The sequence below is a fragment of the Rhizobium jaguaris genome, assembly GCF_003627755.1.
In the GTDB taxonomy this organism is placed as follows: Bacteria; Pseudomonadota; Alphaproteobacteria; order Rhizobiales; family Rhizobiaceae; genus Rhizobium; species Rhizobium jaguaris.
Genome location: NZ_CP032694.1, coordinates 823,536 through 843,658 on the forward strand (window position 1 = coordinate 823,536; position 20,123 = coordinate 843,658).

The window sequence follows — 20,123 nt, forward strand, 5'->3', positions numbered from 1 at the left end:
GCGAGCTTCAGCGTCCCGGTCGATGGACCGGCGACGGCATGCGCCTTTCCTCGTCTCTTCGTCGCGTCTCAACCGGATCATCAGTGGTTTCGCCGGCGTCGTCTACGTCCGGCAGTTCGGTGGGGACGATTTTGGCGCAGGATTCGCCGTCAGATCAGGCAGGACGGGCGCAGGCGGGCAGCCTTCGCGATCGCTTGCGTTTTGCTGGTCTCGATGCCGAGCAATGCGAAATCGTGCGCCGCAACCGGCCGATGCTCGAAGCGCATCTGAAAGCTGGCCTGCGCGATCTCTTCCACCGTCTCCAGACCTTTCCCGACGCCGCCCGCAATTTTACCAGCGAAAGCCAGCTCGAACGCCTGCAGGACTTGCAATCCTCGCATTGGGACGTGCTGACAGACGCTCGTTTCGACAGTCTGTACGCCGAGCGTGTCAAGGTTCTCTCCGATACCGAAAGCAAGATGGGGCTCGACCCGCGCTGGCACGTTGCCGGCCATGGCGTGGTTCTGGAGCATCTTCTCGCCGGTATCGTCGAGGAGATGGGTGGCCGCGCCATCCTACCCGGCGCCAAACGTCGTGCCCGTGAACTGAGCGAGCTGATCGCCGCTGCGGTTCGCCTCGTCATGGTTGACGTCGAAATCGCCGTATCGTTGCGTTTCAACGAACTGCGCCTCAACCACCAGCGAGTACTCGCCGAACAGCGCAGTGCGGATCACGCCGAGGCGGCCGGTGTTTTTGCCGATGTCATCCGCAGCCTCGCAGAACGCGATCTGACCGTCCGTTTGCCGGACGAGGGCCCGGAGGCCTATGCCGAACTGGCGCAGACGATGAATGCCGCTCTGGACGACATGCAGCATCAATTTGCCGCACTGTCGGCCAGCGTGCGGGCGGCCGAAGCCGCAACCGACTCCATCGCCCGCGATTCCCGCTTCCTCTCCCAGAATTCCACGGAGCAATCTCAGGGGCTTGCCGCGTCGGCAAAGCAGCTTGCCGAACTCGCCGATCAGGTTCGCAGCAATGCGGCGAGCACCCGGACGGCCGAGCGTGCTGCCGCCTCCACCCGCGTTGCAGCCGAAGACAGCGGCCGCGTCGTCGGCCAGGCCATTTCCGCCATGGCCGATATCGAAAACTCGGCGGAAAAGATCGGCCAAATCATCGGTGTCATCGACGAGATTGCCTTTCAGACCAATCTGCTGGCGCTCAACGCCGGTATCGAAGCCGCCCGCGCCGGCGACAGCGGCCGTGGCTTTGCCGTGGTCGCCCAGGAAGTTCGCGCGCTGGCCCAGCGCTCCGCCGATGCCGCCCGCGAGATCAAGGTGCTGGTGACGGGCACCAAGGCGCAGGTCGATGCCGGCGTGCAAATGGTCGGCCGTACGCAGGAAGCGATCGGCAGCATCGTCCGCCAGGTGACCGACATCAACGATGCCATTTCCGGCATTGCCGCCGCCACCGACGAACAGGCCGCCGGCTTACGCACAGTGACGACGGACATCGGCAGCTTCGGTGAACGCGCCGCTGCCACCGAAAACCTCGCCCGTCGCTCGGACGAAGGCGCCGATCATCTTCACACCGTCATCCTCGAACTCGGGCGGACGATCCGTGAATTCCGCCTTGAGCGCGAGCGCCGGCATGCTGTGCCACGCCCGGTGACTGCAGCGCAACGCTTGCCGATCGCCCGGCGTGACGAGGGCGATGTGGCCGAATTCGATTTTCCGCTTCGCAGGGCCGGGCTTGGAGGAGAGCGGAATGTTTACTGACATCTCTGTTTTATGCGCATGCGGGCCGTGGAGCCCGATTTCAGGCAACAAGGAATAAAGCGATGCCGAGCAGGAAAGGCGAAAAGACAATCAGTCTGGCCGCGGTGTTGGACCTCAACGAGGCCTCAACGCTTCGCGGCAAGTTGATGGGGCTGCGCGGCAGCAATGTCGTGATCGATGCATCAGGCGTCGAGAGGATCGGGGCCTTGTGCGTTCAGGTCATCATGGCCGCCGCCAAGACTTGGAATGAAGACAAGCTGTCGTTCACCTTTTCCAAGGTGTCGGACGCATTTCAAAAAACGATGCAGTTGATCGGAGTCGACATCAATCATCTGCTTGCCAAGGAGATCCGGCAATGAAGAAAAAAGTGCTGACCGTGGATGATTCACGGACCATTCGAAACATGCTTCTCGTCACCCTCAACAATGCCGGCTTCGAGACCATTCAGGCCGAAGACGGCGTCGAGGGCCTCGAGGTTTTGGAAGAAGCTAATCCCGACGTCATCGTCACCGACATCAATATGCCGCGCCTTGACGGCTTCGGCTTTATCGAAGGCGTGCGCCGCAACGACAAGTACCGGGCCATCCCGATCTTGGTGCTGACGACCGAAAGCGACGCCGAAAAGAAGAACCGTGCCCGCCAGGCCGGCGCGACGGGCTGGATCGTGAAGCCCTTCGATCCCGCCAAGCTGATCGATGCCATCGAGCGTGTAACCGCTTAAACAGGATCTGTTCCTATGGATATGAACGAAATCAAAGAGATTTTCTTCCAGGAGTGCGAGGAGCAGCTCGCCGAACTGGAATCCGGTCTCCTGAAAATGAATGATGGCGACCGCGATCCGGAAACCGTCAATGCCGTCTTCCGTGCCGTTCATTCCATCAAGGGCGGGGCAGGGGCCTTCGGTCTGGACGACCTTGTCTCCTTTGCCCATGTCTTCGAAACCACGCTCGATTGTGTTCGATCCAACAAGCTGGAGCCGACCCAGGAGGTCCTGAAGGTCATGCTCAAGGCCGCCGACGTTCTGGCGGACCTGACCAATGCCGCCCGTGACGGCGGCAGCGTCGATCAGGCCCGCAGCAGGGGCCTGGTCAAGGAACTGGAAGCGCTGGCCCACGGCGAATTGCCGTCGGCATCCGCAGCCAGCGAAGCCGCACCGAAGCCGGTGAAGGCCGCGGCACCGGCGCCGGCCCCTGTCAAAGCCGCGTCCGCTCCCGCTCCCACGGATGATAGCGGCTTTCAACCGATCCCCTTCAGCTTCGACGATGATTTCGGTGGCGACGAAGCGCCTGTGGCCATGCCGGAATATGAAGTCAGCTTCAAACCGCGCTCCGATCTCTACGCCAAGGGTAATGATGCCACGCTGCTGTTACGCGATCTCTCGCGCGTCGGTGAGATGAGCATTCATTGCAACATGGACGCTCTTCCAGACCTGGAACAGCTCGACCCCGAAGGCGCCTATTTCAAGTGGACGATCTCGATCAAGACGGACAAGGGCGAAGACGCCATCCGTACCGTCTTCGAATTCGCCGAATGGGACTGCGAGCTCGATATCCGCCCGGTCGAAGACGCCGCTTCATCCGCAGGCACCGATGAAGAGTTGCCGATGATCCCCGTGCCCTTCGACCTCTCCGTTCTCGACGGCGATGGTATCGAGCAGGCTGTGGAAGCCGCCGAGGAGGCGCCGAAGTCGAAGAACGATGCCGCCGCCGCTGTTACAGCAGCTGAAACCGCAAGCAACGTCACGCAGCTTGCCGCCGCTGCCGCCCGCGTCGAAAAGAAGGAAGCCGCAGCAGCCGCAGCCAATGCCAATGCCGCCGCGCAGAACAATGCCGCTGCTGGCGCCGGCCAGACCATCCGTGTCGATCTCGACCGTGTCGACCGGCTGATCAACCTCGTCGGCGAGCTGGTCATCAACCAAGCGATGCTCTCGCAGAGCGTCATCGAAAATGACAATAATGGCGCATCCTCGATCAATATGGGTCTCGAGGAGCTGCAGCAGCTCACCCGCGAGATCCAGGACAGCGTCATGGCGATCCGCGCGCAGCCGGTGAAGCCGGTCTTCCAGCGCATGTCGCGCATCGTCCGTGAAATTGCCGACATGACCGGCAAATCGATCCGCCTGGTCACCGAGGGTGAAAACACCGAAGTCGACAAGACAGTCATCGACAAGCTGGCGGAACCGCTGACCCACATGATCCGCAACGCCGTCGATCACGGCGTCGAGACACCGGAAAAGCGCACGGCGCTTGGTAAGAACCCGGAAGGCACGGTTCGCCTGACAGCAAAACACCGGTCCGGCCGCATCCTGATCGAACTCGCAGACGACGGCGCCGGCATCAATCGCGAAAAGGTGCGGCAGAAGGCGATCGACAACGATCTCATTCCTGCCGATGCCAACCTCTCGGACGAGGAGATCGACAACCTGATCTTCCTGCCGGGCTTTTCGACCGCCGACAAGATCTCCGACATTTCCGGCCGTGGCGTCGGCATGGACGTGGTCAAGCGCTCGATCCAGGCGCTCGGCGGCCGTATCAACATCAGCTCCAAGCCGGGACAGGGCTCGGTCTTCACCATGAGCCTGCCGCTGACGCTCGCCGTTCTCGACGGCATGGTGGTGACGGTTGCCGGCCAGACGCTGGTGGTGCCGTTGACCGCGATCGTCGAGACCCTGCAGCCGGAAGCCGCCGCGATCCATTCCTTCGGCGCCAACCATCGCCTGATCTCGATCCGCAACAGCTTCTGCCCGCTGGTCGATGTCGGCCGCATCCTGAACTTCCGCGCCACGCAGGCCAATCCGGTCGATGGTGTCGCGCTGCTGGTGGAATCGGAAGGCGGCGGACAGCGCGCTCTGATGGTCGATGCCATCCAGGGCCAGCGCCAAGTCGTGATCAAGAGCCTTGAAGCGAACTACACGCATGTCCCCGGCATTGCCGCTGCGACCATTCTTGGTGATGGGCGCGTCGCTCTCATCCTCGACGTTGATGCCGTGGTCGGCGCCTCCCGCGGGCAGTCGTTGAAGGCTGAGATGTCGTACGCTGCAGCGGGTTAAGCCTATGTCCTACGCCGTCAAGAACATGACCCAGGGTGCCCATGAGCTGATCGCCTTCCGCATCGGCGATCAGGAGTTCTGCGTCGACATCATGTCGGTCCGCGAAATCCGCGGTTGGACGCCGGCGACAGCCATGCCACATGCGCCGGCCCATGTCCTTGGCGTCATTAACCTGCGCGGCGCCGTCTTACCGATCGTCGATCTGTCGGCCCGCCTCGGCATGAAACGCGCCGAGCCGAGCCCGCGCCATGTGATCATCGTGGCCCAGGTCAAGCGCAAGGTCGTCGGCCTGCTGGTCGACGCCGTGTCCGATATCCTGACGGTCACCGACGACAACATCCAGCCGACACCGGAAGTCTCTTCCGACTACGAGCGGCAGTTTGCTCGTGGCATCCTGGCGATCGACCGCCGCATGATCTGCCTTATCGAACTCGAAACCCTGTTCCCGGACAGCGAAAGCGAAGCTGCATGAGTATGATGGGAGCAACAGATCTCAAGGCATCCCCGGACGAGGTTCTGGCCAGCGGCGAATATCCGCTGACGCGGCGCGATCTCTCCGAAATTGCTGCTATGATCTATTCGGACGCCGGCATTTCTCTCAACGAGACCAAGGCTTCGCTGGTTTATTCGCGGCTGTCGAAGCATATTCGCGCGCTGGGCTTGCCCGGCTTTCGCGACTATTGCGCGCTGGTCTCCTCGCCGGCGGGCGCGGCGGCGCGGCGCGAGATGCTGTCGCATCTGACGACGAATTTCACCCGCTTCTTCCGCGAGAATCACCATTTCGATCATCTGCGCGACGAGGTTTTGCCCGGCCTCCTGGCGCGCGCCAAAGGCGGTGGCCGCGTCCGCATCTGGTCGGCGGCCTGTTCCGATGGGCAGGAGCCCTATTCCATAGCGCTCACAGTTTTGTCGCTGCTGCCGAATGCTGCGGATTTCGATTTCAAGATCCTGGCGACCGATATCGACCCGAAGATCCTGGGCCTTGCGCGTACGGGCGCCTATGACGAGACTTCGCTCGAAACGGTTTCGCCTGCCATGCGCAAGCAATGGTTTCAGGAGGTCGAAATCCAGGGGCGCCGCAAATTCCAGATTGATGATCGCGTCAAGCGGTTGATCACCTTCAATGAGCTGAACCTGATGGCGCAATGGCCGTTCAAGGGCACCTTCGACGTCATCTTCTGTCGCAATGTCGTCATCTATTTCGACGAGCCGACGCAGACGAAGATCTGGTCGCGCTTTGCCGGTCTGCTGCCGGAAAACGGCCATCTTTATATCGGCCATTCCGAGCGCGTCTCCGGCGAGGCCAAGCACCTCTTCGACAATATCGGCATCACCACCTATCGTCGCATTGCGAATTCAATCGGGAGGAAAGCATGACCGCCCCCGCCCGCGTTCTTGTTGTCGACGACTCTGCGACCATGCGCGGCTTGATCACCGCCGTCCTGCGCTCCGATCCGGAGGTCGACGTCATCGGCCAGGCCGGCGATGCAATGGAAGCGCGCGCTGCGATCAAGGCGCTCAATCCCGATGTCGTGACGCTCGATATCGAGATGCCGAACATGAACGGTCTCGATTTTCTCGAGAAGATCATGACCCTTAGGCCCATGCCGGTCATCATGGTCTCGACCATGACACATCGCGGCGCCGAGGCGACACTGGCGGCCCTCGAAATCGGGGCGTTCGATTGCGTCGGCAAACCGGCTCCCGGCGAGCCGCGCCCCTTCGGCGATCTGGCGGAAAAGGTGAAGGCAGCGGCTCGTTCGCAGCGGCAATATATCAAGCCAGCCGCCAATCATGCTCCGCCGCCTGCCGTCGCGGATTTCCGTGTCGGCCGCAAGATCGTCGCGATCGGTTCGTCCACCGGCGGCGTCGAAGCATTGATCGCGGTTCTGCAGAAATTTCCGGCCAATTGCCCGCCGACGGTCATCACCCAGCATATGCCGCCGAGCTTCACCCGCAGTTTTGCAGAACGGCTCAATCGTCTCTGCGCGCCGGTCGTGCAGGAAGCGACAGATGGTGCGCGGCTGGAGATCGGCAAGATCTATCTGGCACCTGGCGGTGAACGGCATTTGCAGATCGCCAACGTGTCGGCGCCGCACTGCCGTCTGATCGAGCGTGGGCCGGTCAACGGTCATCGCCCTTCGGTTGACGTGCTCTTCGATTCGGTCGCCGAGCTCGCCGGCCGCAACGCTGTCGGCGTGATCCTGACCGGCATGGGGCGCGACGGCGCCGCCGGCCTTCTGAAGATGCGCCATGCCGGCGCCCGGACCATCGGCCAGAACGAAAAGACCTGCGTGGTCTACGGAATGCCGAGGGTCGCATTCGAACTCGGTGCAGTCGAACAGCAGTTTCCGCTGAACGCCATTGGCGAGGAAATATTGAAAGTAACAGCCGCCCGCAAGGAAGGGAGCGAATAATGTCTCTAGCGGAGAAAATCAAAGTTCTGATCGTCGACGACCAGGTCACCAGCCGTCTCTTGTTGAGCGACGCGCTGACGCAACTGGGCTTCAAGCAGATTACTTCTGCCGGTGATGGTGAGCAGGGCATGAAGATCATGGAGCAGCAGCCGCATCATCTGGTGATCTCCGACTTCAACATGCCGAAGATGGATGGTCTCGGCCTGCTGCAGGCCGTGCGTACCAATCCGACGACGAAGAAAGCTGCCTTTATCATTCTGACGGCGCAGGGCGACCGCGCGCTGGTGACGAAGGCTGCCCAGCTCGGCGCCAACAACGTTCTCGCCAAGCCCTTCACCATTGAGAAGATGAAAGCGGCGATCGAGGCCGTGTTCGGAGCATTGAAATGATCGTCGAGGGTGCTGCCCGTCGCGTGCACATCATTCAGGGTGAGTACAAGGTCATCAGCGACCCGGAGGTGGTGCTGTCGACTATTCTCGGCTCGTGCGTGGCAGCATGCCTGCGCGATCCGATCGCTGGCGTCGGCGGCATGAATCACTTTCTCCTGCCGGGAACGGCTGCTTCGCCGATGAGCGGCGGTGACGCGACACGCTATGGCGTGCATCTGATGGAACTTCTCATCAACGGTCTCTTGAAGCAGGGCGCGCGTCGTGATCGGCTGGAGGCCAAGGTTTTTGGCGGTGCAAAGACGATCGCCACCTTCTCCAATGTCGGCGAGCAGAACGCTGCCTTCGCCATGCAATTCCTGAGGGATGAAGGTATTCCGGTTGTCGGCTCCAGCACCGGCGGCGAGCATGGACGTAAGATCGAATATTGGCCGATCTCCGGCCGTGCCCGGCAATATCCGCTGACCGGCGCCGAAACGCAGAAGACCGTGGCTCTGGAACAGCGCCCCGTTGCCGCCCCGAAGCCGGTCGACAATACGATCGAATTTTTCTGATCAACGAGGACTACCTGATGACCACCATCCCGCGCGCCGAACCGTCCGACATGCAGGAGGCGCTACCCGCCATCCTCATGCGTATCGTCTCGGAATTGCACGATGTCGCTTACCTGATCGAGCGCATCGAGCCGCAACTGCTCGATCTCGGCGGAGTCAACGTGCTGGAATCGCCCGACTCGATGAAGGTCATGCAGGGCATCGATCTGGCCGTGCAGAAGACCCGCGGCATCGCCGAATTCATCGATACCATCACCGGCGGTATGCCGGATGGCTGGATGGTCGATGTTGCAACAGCGCTGAGCCTGGTCAAGCTGTCGGAAATGCAGAAGGCGCTTGGCGGCAGTGGTCGCCACGGACACTCTCAGCCTCTGGCAAAGGCCGCCGGCGATTTTGATTTCTTCTGATAGGAAGCGCCGGCGCTTAATATTGTTTTTCCTATATTATCTCGGCTAAATTTTCCGACTTTTTAATTTTCCTGCCCAGACGAAACGCTCGCACAAGTTTCGATTTCTATCTTCGCTGCAGGGCACAAAGCCATCAGGTCTTTGACGAATCGTGCGAGAACAGAATGAATCTGTTAAATCAATTAGTTCCCTTGTTCAGGAATCTGCAGAACCTGGGGAGGACGCGCCTGCTGATTATGGCCGGCGTCGGCGTCGTCTCCATGGCGCTCATCCTGTTTGCAGCCCTTTACGTCAACAAGCCTGCCCAGGAGACGCTTTATGTCGGCCTGGATGCAACCGATCTGAACCAGATCAGCATTGCGCTTGCCGAAGCCAACATCAATTTCCAGGTGGGCTCGGACGGCACCAGTCTGACCGTGCCGGCCGGCATGACCGGCAAGGCGCGCCTGCTTCTCGCCGAGCGTGGCTTGCCGAACAGCACCAATGCCGGCTATGAACTCTTCGACAATGTCGGGTCGCTCGGCCTGACGTCTTTCATGCAGGAAGTGACCCGCGTCCGCGCGCTGGAAGGTGAAATCGCCCGGACGATCACGTCGATCACCGGCATCAGCGCGGCACGCGTCCACATCGTCATGCAGGATGTCGGCAATTTCCGAAAAGCGGATCAAAAGCCGACAGCCTCGGTCATGATCCGAGCGAATGCGGAGGCGGCGCGCAAATCAGCTCAGGCCATCCGCCACCTCGTGGCCTCCGCCGTTCCCGGCCTGGAGGTCGAGGACGTTACGATTCTTGATTCCACCGGACAATTGCTCGCCTCGGGTGACGATCCGAGCAACGGCGCGCTGAACCGCAATCTCGGTATCGTGCAGAACGTTCAGGATGAGGTCGAATCGAATATCGACAAGGCGCTTGCACCGTTCCTCGGCATGGACAATTTCCGCTCCAGCGTGACGGCACAGCTCAACACCGACAGCCAGCAGGTGCAGGAAACCACCTACGACCCGGATTCGAAGGTCGAACGTTCGGTGCGCACCACCAAGGAAGCGCAGAAATCGCAGCAGCGCCAGTCGGATACGGCGGCGACCGTCGAACAGAACATTCCGCAGGCGGCCCCGCAGGCCGGCGGCAACGGGCCGACATCGAACGACCAGTCCGACAAGCGCGAAGAGCAGACCAACTACGAAATCAACAGCAAGACGACGGCCACGACCCGCAACAGCTACAGGGTCGAGAAGCTTTCGGTGGCCGTGGTGGTCAACAAGGGCCGCATTGCTCAGATGGTCGGCCAGCCGGCCGATCAGGCAAAGATCGACGCCTATATCGCCGAGATGCAGAAGATTGTCACGACCGCTGCCGGTGTCGACTCCGGCCGTGGCGATGTGGTGACTGTCACCGCGATGGATTTCCTCGACAATCAGCTGCTCGACGACAGCTCCTCGGGCTTCAGCATCATGGACATGCTGAGCCGCAACATGGCCGGCATCATCAATTCGGCAGCCTTCGTCGCGGTTGCCTTCCTCATCGTCTGGATGGGCTTCCGTCCGCTGATCCGCTCGCTCGGTGGTGGCGCAGCCGGTGGCGCGGCGCTGTCCGAGGCGGCAGGCCTGGAATTGCCGGATTTCGCGCCTGCTGTCGGCGGACCGGGGGCGGCACTTATGGACGGCTTCGGCTCGGACTTCGGCTTCGACAGCACCGACGACCTGCTGACCATGGGCGAAGACGGCGGCACCTTCAATCGCCGTGTCAAGGAAGGGCCGGAACGTCGTCTCTCGCGCATGGTGGAAATCAGCGAAGAACGGGCCGCAAAGATTCTCAGAAAATGGGCCGTCGACAGCGCCGCCTGATAACAAGACCGGGAGATGTTCCCGGTCTTTTCGTGTCATCGGAAGGCGCGCAGCCGACCTGCGCCAACCTTGGGTTTCGGAAGATATTTACTGCAAGTCAGCGTAACGAAACGAAACGGTCAGAAGCGTTGACGACATCTGGTCTGGTCGGAAATTTCGTTGCTGGGTAGAAAGAATCGACTTACAATCATCACACCTATTCGGAGTAGCGTCGAAGCGGCGCGAATCAGATCATGAAATCCGTGTTTGGTAAATTCAAAGAATTTGGAGATGCCGGTACACGGAAATATCGGTCTATGGTTAGTTGATTGCGGTTGCGGTGATTCGCGCCAATGCGATTGCCGAAACGGAACTTATATATTAGCACCACGCCACTGCATCCGTTTGGATGCGTATAAGGCGTAGTAACAAGTTGAGTTGGCGCAGACACCTGTCTGAAGACCGATATCGGTTTTCGGGGTTATGCGCTGGGTCCAGACCGAGCAATGCTCTCGTTGGCGTATGATCGTCTAACAGCGGCGGGAAATGCAGAAAATGGACATGCAGATATTGCAAGGGAGCAAGAGCGACAAGGACGCGCGTTTGGCCGCATCCGTCAATGCCATGTCACGCGATCAGCTCATTCAGCAGTTGAGCGCCATTGCCGGCCCCGCCTATCTTCAGTCCGGCCTGCGCGTGTTGACAGGCTATGTCGGCGCTTCCCATTACCTTCTGGCCCGCTGCGACCTGATCCAGGAAAGCGGGCTCGATTTCGTTGTGTCCTCCGACTGGCCTTTCGATCTTGTCCGGCGTCTTGCTTCCGAACTCACAAGCGGCTACGGCCGCACCGGCGAGCTGGAAAAATGCATGTCGCTGTTTCAGCCGAATTTTGCGCTCCTGCCCGATGATGTCGAACTACCGGAAGGTGTCAGCCGCCAATATTGTTCATTGACCTTCAATGTCGGGCGCACGCGATTCTCGCTGATGCTGCTTGCCCGCGATGGTCTGTTGTTGTCGCCAGAGCGCTTGCGCGACGTGGGACTGCTGTCGGGTTACTTCGCAAGCTTCACGCGCTGCGTGGAAGGCAAGTCCGAGCGTGATTTCGATCTCACCGAACGCGAGCTGGAATGCCTGTTCTGGATCGCAGAAGGCAAGACAAGCGATGAAATTGCCATGATTCTCGGCATCTCGCGCAATACCATCAACAACTATATCACCAGCGTCATGCGGAAGACCGCGACGAAGACGCGATCGGAAGCGATCGCCTTTGCTGTCAGAAACAATCTCGTTTGAAGGCCCAATGAATGCGATATCAGCCGGTTAGAACGACGGACGTGCCGAGTGAAACAAGGCTCGGCCGTTCGCATCGGGTGTCCAGTCGCTCCGATCTCTTCCCGAAGCTGGTGTCGATGCAGAAGCTGATCGACGCGCAGAATTTCGCGGTTTATCGCGTCTCCGGCTCTGGCCTGCCGAGCAAGCAGCGCCTTGTCTGCGAGCTGGAAAACTGGGGCTCAACCAATCCGGGCCTCAACAAGGCCTTCGTCGAAGCCTATGGCGAGGCGATGATCGAGCATATCGAAAAATCGCTGCTGCCGTTGATGTGGAACGGCCGTGACAGCGACAGCACGGCCGAGACACCGGATTTTGCCTCTTTCACCCAGCGCCTGAAACCGCATCTCCTGCCCTTTGCCGGCGTCGCCTTTCCGGTGCGCCTCGGATCGGTCGGCAACGGCTATGTCGTCTTCGCGGCGAAATTCATGGATCTGGCGAGTGACATGATCGTCGAGCTGCATGGCCGTAGTTGCCAGATCATGATGGACCTGCTGTCGCTCGACGAACGCCGATCGCCGGCAGCCGAGGCTCTGAGCGAACGTGAGATCGCCTGCCTGCAGCTTGCCGGCGATGGCCGGATCAGCGAGGAAATCGCCGAAAAGCTCGGGCTGTCGGTACATACCGTCAACGCCTATCTTGGCTCGGCCACGATCAAACTCGACAGCGTCAATCGCATCCAGGCGATCGCAAAAGCGATCCGCTTCGGTTACATCAGCTAAAGCGCACCGCGATCTCTGAGATTCGCTCCTTGCGCTTTAGGTCCTTGATTTTGGGCATATCGTCATCGCAAAGTTACCGGGCACTTTTGCGCGATATGGTTTAGCGCCGAGCATCCTCGGCGGATTTTCATCATGAAAATTGGGATGGATTGAGCCTTCTTCAGGCTGCGCGCGTCGTTCCGCTGATCGCATAGCGGGCATCCCGCAGGCTGCGGGCGAGAAGCGCGGTGTTTTCGTCCGGATCGCCCGAGGCCTTGTCGAAGGCGATATGGTTGATTTCGATACCGGCATGATGTTCGGCAAGCGCAAGCTTGGCGTAGACAGTCACGCCGCGCGGCTTGATTTCGAGGTCGATGCTGACTTCAGCCGGTCCGCCCCATTCGAGCTTGTAGTCGCCACCAAGCCCGAAATTGACGGTGCCCGGAAGGAAGTAAAGCTCGGCTGCCGAAGCCACCAGGTCGGCAAGATTGCCATAACGTTCGAAGCGCAGCAGCGAAATCAGATCGGCCGCATCGAGGAGCCGCAATTCACTGGCGACCGGGCTGATGGCTTCGGCGAGAATTTGTTCACGTTGGGCAGAGTAGGGGCATTTTTTCATTCGATTTATCGTACCCGTTTTCTATTCGACTGCGCGGCGTAGATTCGATGGATCAGTTCTGCGACGGCCTTGTAAAATACTGACGGGATGACACTATCAACCGAGACTTGCGCAAACATGGAGCGTGCGAGGGGCGGATCTTCGAAGACAGGGATGCCGTTTGCCTCGGCGATCTCCCTGATTTTGAGCGCAATGAGGTCTTGCCCCTTGGCAACGACGACGGGCGCGTCGTTTTCCTCCCTGACATAACGCAATGCCACGGCGAAATGGGTCGGATTGGCGATGACCAGTGTGGCGCGCGGCACCTGCTTCATCATGCGCCGGCGCGCGCGGTCGCGGGCGATCGAGCGCTGGCGTGATTTGACAATCGGGTCGCCCTGAGCCTGCTTGAACTCGTCCTTGACCTCCTGCTTGGTCATTTTCAATTGGTCGACCCAGTGATACCGAGTCCACAGCACGTCGGCGATGCCGACGATGGCGGTTGCCAGCAGCACGATGGTCAGGATTCTCTGGACGATGGTCGATAGCCGCACGAAGATCGTCTGCGGATCGGAAACCAGCGAATCGATCGCATGGAAGAATTGGCCGCGCAGCACAAAGAACATGATGATGCCGACCACCACGATCTTGGCAAGCGACTTGCCGAATTCGACGAGCCCTGAGGTGCTGAAGAGGCGTTTCCAACCCGACACCGGCGATATGCGGGAAAACTGCGGCTGGATGCGGTCGAGAACGGGTGTTGGCAGGTTCTGGAACAGCGAGGAGCCAATGCCGAAGACGAAGAACAGTGCGACGGCGGGCAAAAGCAGATTGCCAACCTCCCAGCCGATGCGAACGAACAGGGAAATGACGTCCGACCCCGTTTCAAGCTGCCACTGATCAGGCTTTTCGAAGAGGTCGCGCAGCACCTCGCCCATGCGCCCTACGCGTGCCGGCAGGAAAAACGTGACGTAAATGACCGTCGCGAGCATCGACGCGAAGAGCGTCGCTTCCCTGGAGTGAGGCACATTGCCCTTCTCCAACGTGTCGCGGAGTTTTTTCTCCGTCGGTTTTTCTGTTTTACTGTCCTTGTCTTCGTCAGCCAAAGCAGCCGTCCTTCATGAAACGGAAAGAGGCCGCGCATCATGCACGGCCTGTTTGGAGCAGTCTAAGACGGTTTAGCTGAGTCGCGCTGATGTCACGCGGCTTCCTCCACAGGTGTCTTGTCTTTTGCCTTGAGTTCGATTTGACCGGAATTGGAAAGCCGGATGGCTTCCTGTGCGATGGCGCGCCGCGCGATGGCGATTTCGCGCGGGTTGATGCCGGTATTGCCCATCTGCAGGTCGGATTCGATCATGCGGCGCTGGCGCGGGCTGATGGAACTGAGCACGATCTCGCGGATCTCGGCCGACGAGCCGCGCAGCGCCATGGTGAGGATGTCGGCGGCGATGTCGTTGAGCAGCAGGACACGGCTCGGCTGCGGCATGAGCGTGAGGTCGTCGAAGAGGAAGATCTTCGGGCGCACCTTGTCGACCGATTCCTTGTTGAGCGTTTCCAGCGATGTGAGCAAGGTGTCGACCTGCGGCTTGTCCAGCTCGTTCATCAGCTCCGCCACCTTGGTCGAGCCGGAAGCGTTACGTTCCGCTTCGATTTCAGCCATCAGCGCCAGTACGCGGTTTTCGATGATCTGTGCCGCTTTCGGGCTGACGTCCTTGAGATTGACCGTGCGGTTCATGATGTCGGCCCGCTGCGCTTCCGGCAACTGCAGCAGAACCTTGGCGCCGAAGGAGGATGGCATCATCGACAGCACATAGGCGATGGTTTGCGGATGTTCGCGCAGGAAGAATTTGGCCACGAAAGCCGGGTCCGCCTCGCCGAGGCGATCCCAGATCGAGGTTTCGTAGGCCTGGAAGGCCGTGCGCCGGCCGAGAAGGCTGTCGACCTCATCGGGTGTCAGGCCCTCCTCGAGGATGCTCTCGATTGCCTTGGCGTTGTCCATCAGACCGGCGCCTTCGGTAAAGAGATCCTCGAATTCCGCCACGAGCTGCGCCAGTTCGTCCGGCGGAATGAGTCTCAGCGATTGCGCGGAGGCGATGATGAGCTGCAGTTCATGCTGCGTGAAATACTTCAGCAGCCGTCCCGCCACCTGTTTTCCCATGGCAAGAAGAACGGCTGCGGCCTTTTCAGCCTGAGACAACGGTTGCTCGGCAAGGGCGCTGCTGCCGAAATCCTCAAAGTCCATCATGGTCTTCTTCTCCGTCCCAAACAGGGATTGGGCTTATTCTGAACGGGGTTCAGGCTTTCTTCGCGCTCGATACTTCGATGAGCTTGATACCGAACCGGGTGTCGTCATGCTCCAGCACGGTAATTTCGCCCCGGCCGATCCTGCGGCCGTTGACGGTGATTTCCACGGGCTCGCCGATCTTTTTGTCGAGGGCGATGATTGCACCTTCGGTCAGGTTCATCAGGCCGGAGACCTGCATGCGGCTGCTGCCAAGCACGATCTGAACATCGATCGGGATGTCCATGATCAGGTCGAGATTGGCGGTCAATGCGCTGCCCGGAGCAGACGGTTCGGCAAAGGAGGAACCGCCGAAATCGCCGCCGCCGAAGGCAGAGCCTGCGTTGTCGTCCCCGAAACCGCCACCGAAGGCCGAAAGATCCGTGCCTGGCTCGGCACCGAAGGCATCGGCACCGAAGTCCGGCATGCCCCCGTCACTGTCTTTCTTCAGCACGCCGCGCAGGCCGTCGATGGCCTCGTCCAATGCGGCGTCGCTGTTTTCAACTTCCAGCGAATCCTCGCTGCTTTTCTGTGTCGTCTTCCTAGCCATGAAATCACTATTCCAGTTGAAACTTGCCTCAAGCTGCCGTGGGTGCGCTGACGCACCCGCCAGCCGGTCAATTCATCAGGTGTCGAAGAAGCTCGTCGTCGGAGTTCACATTGTCCTTAACGCGCACCGTGTAATTTTCGCCCGAACGGCCGAATTCGCAGATGTAGAGGTCCTTGCTGTTGGCACTGACCTCGACGCGGACATCGCCGGTGTCCATGAAGGGAATGACGTCGCCGATCGCGAGCCTCGAGATCGTGTTCAGCGTTAGGGATTGCAGCCGGATGCGGGCCTCGAGCGTCACCTGCGAGCGGCGCACCTGCTCGCTGAGCTGTTCAGTCCATGCTTCAGATGCCGCTGACGGATTCTTCGCTCGCGGTGCGCTGATCACGGTCCGCAACAGCACCTGTTGCGGTATGATGACGATGATTTCCGAGACGGTCTTGCCAAGCGATATCGTCATCGTGACGGCGGCGGCAAATTCGTCGGCCTGGCTGGCAACCGGCTTCGGACGGTTTTCGATATTGTGTGGAGGCTCCAGGTAGGGCTCGAAGCCGCCGGACGCGTTGACGGCCGAGCGCAGTACGTTGGCGATCTTGTCGAACACCATGACGGCGAGATCGAGCTCGATGACCGAAAGCGGTCGCGGAACGGGCGCCTCGATGGTTTCTGGCAGCGCACCCAGCATGTGCTCCATCAGCGCCATGACGAAGCCCGAGCCGCAGCCGAGAACGAACTTCGGCGACCAGTTGCGCAGCGAACCGTTCACAAGGGCGCAGTTGCTGCCGAGGCCGGTGATGAGATCATCCATCAGCCCCGACTGGCAGCCGGTATAGGCGACGGACACGTCGAGGCCGGTTTCGCTCTTGATGATGTCGGGGAGGAATTCGCTATAAACCTGGCCGAAGGCGGCTGAGAGCTTTCCGACGGTTGCCTGGTCGCCGAGGCAGCCGGTCAGCTTGGCGAAGAGGGCGCGGTCCATCGTTTGTACCTCGGCTTGTGATTGCTGGCTCATGATCGTCAGGCCGCCTTGCTCTCACCGCCGGGGTTCATCATTTCCTGCTCGACCGCGTCGATCGACGGCCGTTCGTAGGAGGAGATGGTCTTGCGGCCGTATTCGAGCGCCACTTGCGGTACGGAGCCGTTCATGTAGGCGAGCAGCGTCTGCTTCACGATCACGTAGAGGCGATGCTGCTTGCTGCGCACCACCTTGATCTGCGACACCAGCGGCGCGCAGACGGAGTAGGAAAGGAGAATGCCGAGGAAGGTGCCGACAAGTGCCGAGCCGATGAGGTGGCCGAGCACTTCGGGCGAATCGTTGATGTGGCTCATGGCCTTGATGACGCCGAGAACCGCAGCGACGATACCGATGGCCGGGAAGGAATCGCCCATAATCGTGATGGCGTGATAGGGCTTCATCTTGTCATGCAGGATGGTGTTGATTTCCTCGTCCATCAGCGCCTCGATCTCATGCGAACGGGCGTTGCCGATGATGATGAGGCGGACATAGTCGCAGATGAAGGCCGTCAGTTCCTTGTTCTTCAGCACCGTCGGGGCGGCCTGGAAGATCACGGACTCGTCCGGGTTGTCGATGTGGGCTTCGATCTCGTTGCGTGACTTGGTGCGCAGGTCCCGCATCAGCGCATAAAGCACGCCGAGTGTGTCGAGGTAGTTGCGTTCCTTCGGAACCGAATGCTTGAAGGCTTCGCCCAGCGCCTTGCCGGAATCCTTCACGACCTTCATCGGATTGGCCATGATGAAGCCGCCGATGCCGGCGCCCGCGATGATGACAAACTCGAAGGGCTGGAACAGCGCGTCCACATGCCCGCCCATCGCCATGAAGCTGCCTATGATGCAGCCGCAGGTCACTACAAATCCGATAATAATATTCATCGCCAGTCCACACCTGAACGTTGCTTCCTCAGATGAAGTAGGGGACTTGCCTTGCGTGAGGCTGTTCGGCGTGCACCGCAACAAGCTTTTCGCCGTGTCAGCTTCGCACAAGCCAATGCAGGCAGAGTATCGGGTAAGGGCATCCACGCCCGGCTAACGAAATGTTGGAGCGCCGCAATATCTGGCGTCTCCTTTCCCGTTATTCTCCAATGTCCGGAGGGCGTTGAAAATGCAGTCTGGTATTTATGTGGCGCTGTCATCGCAGATGGCGCTTGAGCGGCGTCTGACGACGATCGCCGACAACATGGCCAACGTGAACACCACGGGTTTTCGCGGCACCGAGGTCAAGTTCAACCAAGTCCTCAGCAATACCGAAAACAAGCTCAACGCCAAGGTCGCCTTCGTCTCGCAAGGCAATGACTATCTCTCCACCGACAACGGCGAACTGCAAAACACCGGCAATCTCTTCGATTTCGCCGTCAAGGGCGATGCCTGGTTCGGTCTCAATACGCCGGCCGGCCTAGTCCTGACGCGCGACGGCCGTTTTACCATGACCGATAGCGGTGCCCTGGTCTCCACCCGAGGCTATCCGGTGCTCGATCCCGGCGGTGCACCGATCCAGCTCGACCCCGGCGGCGGCGCGCCGAGCGTGTCCTTGGACGGCACGGTCGCGCAAAACGGCAAGCAAGTCGGCAAGATCGGCCTTTACAGCGCCGATATCAGCAAGGGCTTCCTACGCTATGACAACAGTGGCGTATTGCCCACAGACCCGCCGCAGTCCGTCGTCGACCGTTCCAATATTGGTGTCGCCCAGGGCTATCTCGAAAACTCCAATGTCAACGGCATGCGGGAAATGACCCAGCTGATCGAAGTCAGCCGTGCCTTCGACAATATCTCGACACTCACGAACAACAGTGAAGGCACGCTTACGGATGCGATCAAGACCCTCGGCGGCAGCCAGTAAGAGGGGCGGATCATGTTCGAGGATGGAATGCCGGAAGGCGCGATGTCGCCGAAGCTTTCACATTTGGGCGCGTTGGCCGGGCAATATATGATGGCTGAAAACACGGTCGCCGACGGTGGCCATGTGCGCACCATCGCCGCCGGGCACTACACGGTCGCCGGTCTTTCCAGGCGTGTGCGCCTCGGCGAGTTCGTCGCCCATCGTTCAGCGACCGGTATCCATCTCGGTGAAGTCGTCCGCGTCGAGCCGGAGCTGACCTATGTCTGCCCGATCGAGCCGGGTGAGCCGATCGGCATCCACGACGTCGTCATCCGCAAGGGTGCCTTCCGCATCGCGCCGTCGGATAGCTGGTGCGGGCGCACCATCAACTCGCTGGGTGAGCCGATCGATGGTCTCGGACCGCTGACGGCGGGCACGGATTCGCGTTCGATCTCCAATACTGCGCCGCCCTCCATGACGCGCAAACGTGTCGACACGGGTTTCAAGACCGGTGTACGCGCCATCGACATCTTCTCGCCGCTCTGCCTTGGCCAGCGTCTCGGCATCTTCGCCGGTTCCGGCGTCGGCAAGTCCACATTGCTGTCGATGCTGGCCAGGGCCAATGCTTTCGACAAGGTGGTGATCGCGCTGGTCGGCGAGCGTGGCCGCGAAGTCCGCGAATTCATCGAGGACACGCTCGGTTCTCACATGCAGAAGTCGGTCGCCGTCGTCGCGACCAGCGACGAGAGCCCGATGCTGCGCAAGATGGCGCCATTGTCGGCCATCACCATCGCCGAGCATTTCCGCGATCAGGGCGATAATGTGCTGTTGATCGTCGACAGCGTCACGCGCTTCGCCCATGCCATCCGCGAGGTCGCGACCGCGTCCGGCGAACCGCCGATCGCACGCGGTTATCCGGCCTCCGTCTTCACCGAACTGCCGCGCCTTCTGGAGCGCGCCGGCCCGGGGCCGGAAGGCACAGGCACGATCACCGCGATCATCTCCATCCTCGTCGACGGCGACAATCACAACGACCCGATTGCCGATTCCACCCGCGGTATTCTCGACGGCCACATCGTCCTGCAACGCAGCCTGGCGGAGGAGGGGCGTTATCCGCCAATCGATCCGTTGGCATCCGTGTCGCGTCTGGCGCGTAAAGCCTGGACGCCGGATCAGGAAAAGCTGGTTTCGCGCCTGAAGGCACTTGTGCACCGTTTTGAGGAAACCCGAGATCTGCGCCTGATCGGCGGATACCGCCAGGGAAGCGACGCGGATCTCGACATGGCCGTCCGCCAGGTGCCGATCATCTACGAGATACTGAAACAGACCCCCGGCGAACGGCCTTCGGCCGATGCCTTCACCGATCTCGCGACCGCTTTGAAAAACGGTCAGGTCGCGACCGCCCAACCGAGAGCGAGATGAGGTTTCGGCGAAACGCCAT

At 60.4% G+C, this 20,123-nt stretch carries 21 protein-coding genes; 15 read left to right on the forward strand and 6 right to left on the reverse strand.

Translation table 11 applies throughout. The annotated features are described in order from the left end of the window. Positions 1 to 131 precede the first annotated feature (131 nt). The 13 genes from CCGE525_RS04020 to visR all read left to right on the forward strand — a co-directional run bounded on the left by CCGE525_RS04020 (position 132) and on the right by visR (position 12,441). On the forward strand, positions 132 to 1,754 hold the full coding sequence (locus CCGE525_RS04020) for a globin-coupled sensor protein (protein WP_120706239.1): 1,623 nt from the start codon (positions 132 to 134) through the stop codon (positions 1,752 to 1,754). A 62-nt stretch (positions 1,755 to 1,816) separates the two neighbouring features. Then, positions 1,817 to 2,113, forward strand: a complete 297-nt coding sequence (locus tag CCGE525_RS04025; RefSeq protein WP_120703156.1) for an STAS domain-containing protein — start codon at positions 1,817 to 1,819, stop codon at positions 2,111 to 2,113. Next, positions 2,110 to 2,475, forward strand: a complete 366-nt coding sequence (gene cheY1, locus CCGE525_RS04030; protein ID WP_028751177.1) for a chemotaxis response regulator CheY1 — start codon at positions 2,110 to 2,112, stop codon at positions 2,473 to 2,475. The genes CCGE525_RS04025 and cheY1 overlap by 4 nt, the downstream gene beginning before the upstream one ends. Before the next feature lie 15 nt (positions 2,476 to 2,490). Next, positions 2,491 to 4,803, forward strand: coding sequence for a chemotaxis protein CheA (locus CCGE525_RS04035; protein WP_120703157.1), 2,313 nt, complete (start codon positions 2,491 to 2,493; stop codon positions 4,801 to 4,803). A gap of 4 nt (positions 4,804 to 4,807) precedes the next feature. Then, positions 4,808 to 5,275, forward strand: coding sequence for a chemotaxis protein CheW (locus CCGE525_RS04040; protein WP_120703158.1), 468 nt, complete (start codon positions 4,808 to 4,810; stop codon positions 5,273 to 5,275). Next, complete coding sequence (cheR, locus tag CCGE525_RS04045; RefSeq protein WP_120703159.1) at positions 5,272 to 6,180, forward strand: protein-glutamate O-methyltransferase CheR; 909 nt, start codon at positions 5,272 to 5,274, stop codon at positions 6,178 to 6,180. Before CCGE525_RS04040 ends, cheR begins: the two co-directional genes overlap by 4 nt. Further along, on the forward strand, positions 6,177 to 7,220 hold the full coding sequence (cheB, locus tag CCGE525_RS04050; RefSeq protein WP_120703160.1) for a protein-glutamate O-methylesterase CheB: 1,044 nt from the start codon (positions 6,177 to 6,179) through the stop codon (positions 7,218 to 7,220). The genes cheR and cheB overlap by 4 nt, the downstream gene beginning before the upstream one ends. Further along, on the forward strand, positions 7,220 to 7,609 hold the full coding sequence (locus tag CCGE525_RS04055; RefSeq protein ID WP_120703161.1) for a response regulator: 390 nt from the start codon (positions 7,220 to 7,222) through the stop codon (positions 7,607 to 7,609). Before cheB ends, CCGE525_RS04055 begins: the two co-directional genes overlap by 1 nt. Beyond that, positions 7,606 to 8,160 (forward strand): chemoreceptor glutamine deamidase CheD, encoded by a 555-nt coding sequence (gene cheD, locus CCGE525_RS04060; RefSeq protein WP_120703162.1) that lies wholly within the window; start codon positions 7,606 to 7,608, stop codon positions 8,158 to 8,160. Before CCGE525_RS04055 ends, cheD begins: the two co-directional genes overlap by 4 nt. A 17-nt stretch (positions 8,161 to 8,177) precedes the next feature. Further along, positions 8,178 to 8,567: a chemotaxis protein CheT gene (cheT, locus tag CCGE525_RS04065; RefSeq protein WP_120703163.1), complete on the forward strand. Its 390-nt coding sequence runs from the start codon at positions 8,178 to 8,180 to the stop codon at positions 8,565 to 8,567. 164 nt (positions 8,568 to 8,731) lie between these two features. Continuing rightward, the gene (gene fliF / locus CCGE525_RS04070) at positions 8,732 to 10,411 is read left to right on the forward strand and encodes a flagellar basal-body MS-ring/collar protein FliF (protein ID WP_120703164.1); all 1,680 of its coding nucleotides are present in this window, start codon (positions 8,732 to 8,734) and stop codon (positions 10,409 to 10,411) included. Between the two features lie 534 nt (positions 10,412 to 10,945). Next, on the forward strand, positions 10,946 to 11,683 hold the full coding sequence (visN, locus tag CCGE525_RS04075) for a transcriptional regulator VisN (RefSeq protein WP_120703165.1): 738 nt from the start codon (positions 10,946 to 10,948) through the stop codon (positions 11,681 to 11,683). An 11-nt stretch (positions 11,684 to 11,694) separates the two neighbouring features. Further along, entirely contained in the window at positions 11,695 to 12,441 is a 747-nt protein-coding gene (gene visR / locus CCGE525_RS04080; protein ID WP_120703166.1) for a transcriptional regulator VisR, read from the forward strand. Between the two features lie 160 nt (positions 12,442 to 12,601). Here visR and CCGE525_RS04085 read toward each other — a convergent pair whose 3' ends face one another. From CCGE525_RS04085 to motA, 6 genes are all read right to left on the reverse strand, one after another. After that, positions 12,602 to 13,039, reverse strand: coding sequence for a hypothetical protein (locus tag CCGE525_RS04085; protein ID WP_120703167.1), 438 nt, complete (start codon positions 13,037 to 13,039; stop codon positions 12,602 to 12,604). 5 nt (positions 13,040 to 13,044) lie between these two features. Further along, complete coding sequence (gene flhB, locus CCGE525_RS04090) at positions 13,045 to 14,124, reverse strand: flagellar biosynthesis protein FlhB (RefSeq protein WP_120703168.1); 1,080 nt, start codon at positions 14,122 to 14,124, stop codon at positions 13,045 to 13,047. A 92-nt stretch (positions 14,125 to 14,216) separates the two neighbouring features. Next, entirely contained in the window at positions 14,217 to 15,263 is a 1,047-nt protein-coding gene (fliG, locus tag CCGE525_RS04095; protein ID WP_120703169.1) for a flagellar motor switch protein FliG, read from the reverse strand. A gap of 49 nt (positions 15,264 to 15,312) precedes the next feature. Then, positions 15,313 to 15,849, reverse strand: a complete 537-nt coding sequence (gene fliN, locus CCGE525_RS04100; RefSeq protein ID WP_120703170.1) for a flagellar motor switch protein FliN — start codon at positions 15,847 to 15,849, stop codon at positions 15,313 to 15,315. A gap of 67 nt (positions 15,850 to 15,916) precedes the next feature. Continuing rightward, complete coding sequence (locus tag CCGE525_RS04105; protein WP_425375891.1) at positions 15,917 to 16,864, reverse strand: FliM/FliN family flagellar motor switch protein; 948 nt, start codon at positions 16,862 to 16,864, stop codon at positions 15,917 to 15,919. Between the two features lie 2 nt (positions 16,865 to 16,866). Next, the gene (motA, locus tag CCGE525_RS04110; protein ID WP_107106981.1) at positions 16,867 to 17,739 is read right to left on the reverse strand and encodes a flagellar motor stator protein MotA; all 873 of its coding nucleotides are present in this window, start codon (positions 17,737 to 17,739) and stop codon (positions 16,867 to 16,869) included. Positions 17,740 to 17,968: 229 nt separating this feature from the next. On the opposite strand from motA, the gene flgF reads away from it, so the two are divergent. Together flgF and fliI are read left to right on the forward strand one after the other, a co-directional pair. Further along, entirely contained in the window at positions 17,969 to 18,703 is a 735-nt protein-coding gene (gene flgF / locus CCGE525_RS04115; protein ID WP_120703172.1) for a flagellar basal-body rod protein FlgF, read from the forward strand. Between the two features lie 12 nt (positions 18,704 to 18,715). After that, positions 18,716 to 20,104 (forward strand): flagellar protein export ATPase FliI, encoded by a 1,389-nt coding sequence (fliI, locus tag CCGE525_RS04120; RefSeq protein ID WP_120703173.1) that lies wholly within the window; start codon positions 18,716 to 18,718, stop codon positions 20,102 to 20,104. The last annotated feature ends 19 nt before the right edge of the window (positions 20,105 to 20,123 follow it).

Coding starts and splice junctions, on each gene's coding strand:
- CCGE525_RS04040 (WP_120703158.1), top strand. CDS start 4,808: ATGTCCTACGCCGTCAAGAACATGACCCAGGGTGCCCATGAGCTGATC.
- CCGE525_RS04025 (WP_120703156.1), top strand. CDS start 1,817: ATGCCGAGCAGGAAAGGCGAAAAGACAATCAGTCTGGCCGCGGTGTTG.
- cheB (WP_120703160.1), top strand. CDS start 6,177: ATGACCGCCCCCGCCCGCGTTCTTGTTGTCGACGACTCTGCGACCATG.
- fliI (WP_120703173.1), top strand. CDS start 18,716: ATGTTCGAGGATGGAATGCCGGAAGGCGCGATGTCGCCGAAGCTTTCA.
- motA (WP_107106981.1), bottom strand. CDS start 17,739: ATGAATATTATTATCGGATTTGTAGTGACCTGCGGCTGCATCATAGGC.
- fliN (WP_120703170.1), bottom strand. CDS start 15,849: ATGGCTAGGAAGACGACACAGAAAAGCAGCGAGGATTCGCTGGAAGTT.
- visR (WP_120703166.1), top strand. CDS start 11,695: ATGCGATATCAGCCGGTTAGAACGACGGACGTGCCGAGTGAAACAAGG.
- CCGE525_RS04055 (WP_120703161.1), top strand. CDS start 7,220: ATGTCTCTAGCGGAGAAAATCAAAGTTCTGATCGTCGACGACCAGGTC.
- visN (WP_120703165.1), top strand. CDS start 10,946: ATGGACATGCAGATATTGCAAGGGAGCAAGAGCGACAAGGACGCGCGT.
- cheT (WP_120703163.1), top strand. CDS start 8,178: ATGACCACCATCCCGCGCGCCGAACCGTCCGACATGCAGGAGGCGCTA.
- fliG (WP_120703169.1), bottom strand. CDS start 15,263: ATGATGGACTTTGAGGATTTCGGCAGCAGCGCCCTTGCCGAGCAACCG.
- flgF (WP_120703172.1), top strand. CDS start 17,969: ATGCAGTCTGGTATTTATGTGGCGCTGTCATCGCAGATGGCGCTTGAG.
- cheY1 (WP_028751177.1), top strand. CDS start 2,110: ATGAAGAAAAAAGTGCTGACCGTGGATGATTCACGGACCATTCGAAAC.
- CCGE525_RS04085 (WP_120703167.1), bottom strand. CDS start 13,039: ATGAAAAAATGCCCCTACTCTGCCCAACGTGAACAAATTCTCGCCGAA.
- cheR (WP_120703159.1), top strand. CDS start 5,272: ATGAGTATGATGGGAGCAACAGATCTCAAGGCATCCCCGGACGAGGTT.
- fliF (WP_120703164.1), top strand. CDS start 8,732: ATGAATCTGTTAAATCAATTAGTTCCCTTGTTCAGGAATCTGCAGAAC.
- CCGE525_RS04035 (WP_120703157.1), top strand. CDS start 2,491: ATGGATATGAACGAAATCAAAGAGATTTTCTTCCAGGAGTGCGAGGAG.
- cheD (WP_120703162.1), top strand. CDS start 7,606: ATGATCGTCGAGGGTGCTGCCCGTCGCGTGCACATCATTCAGGGTGAG.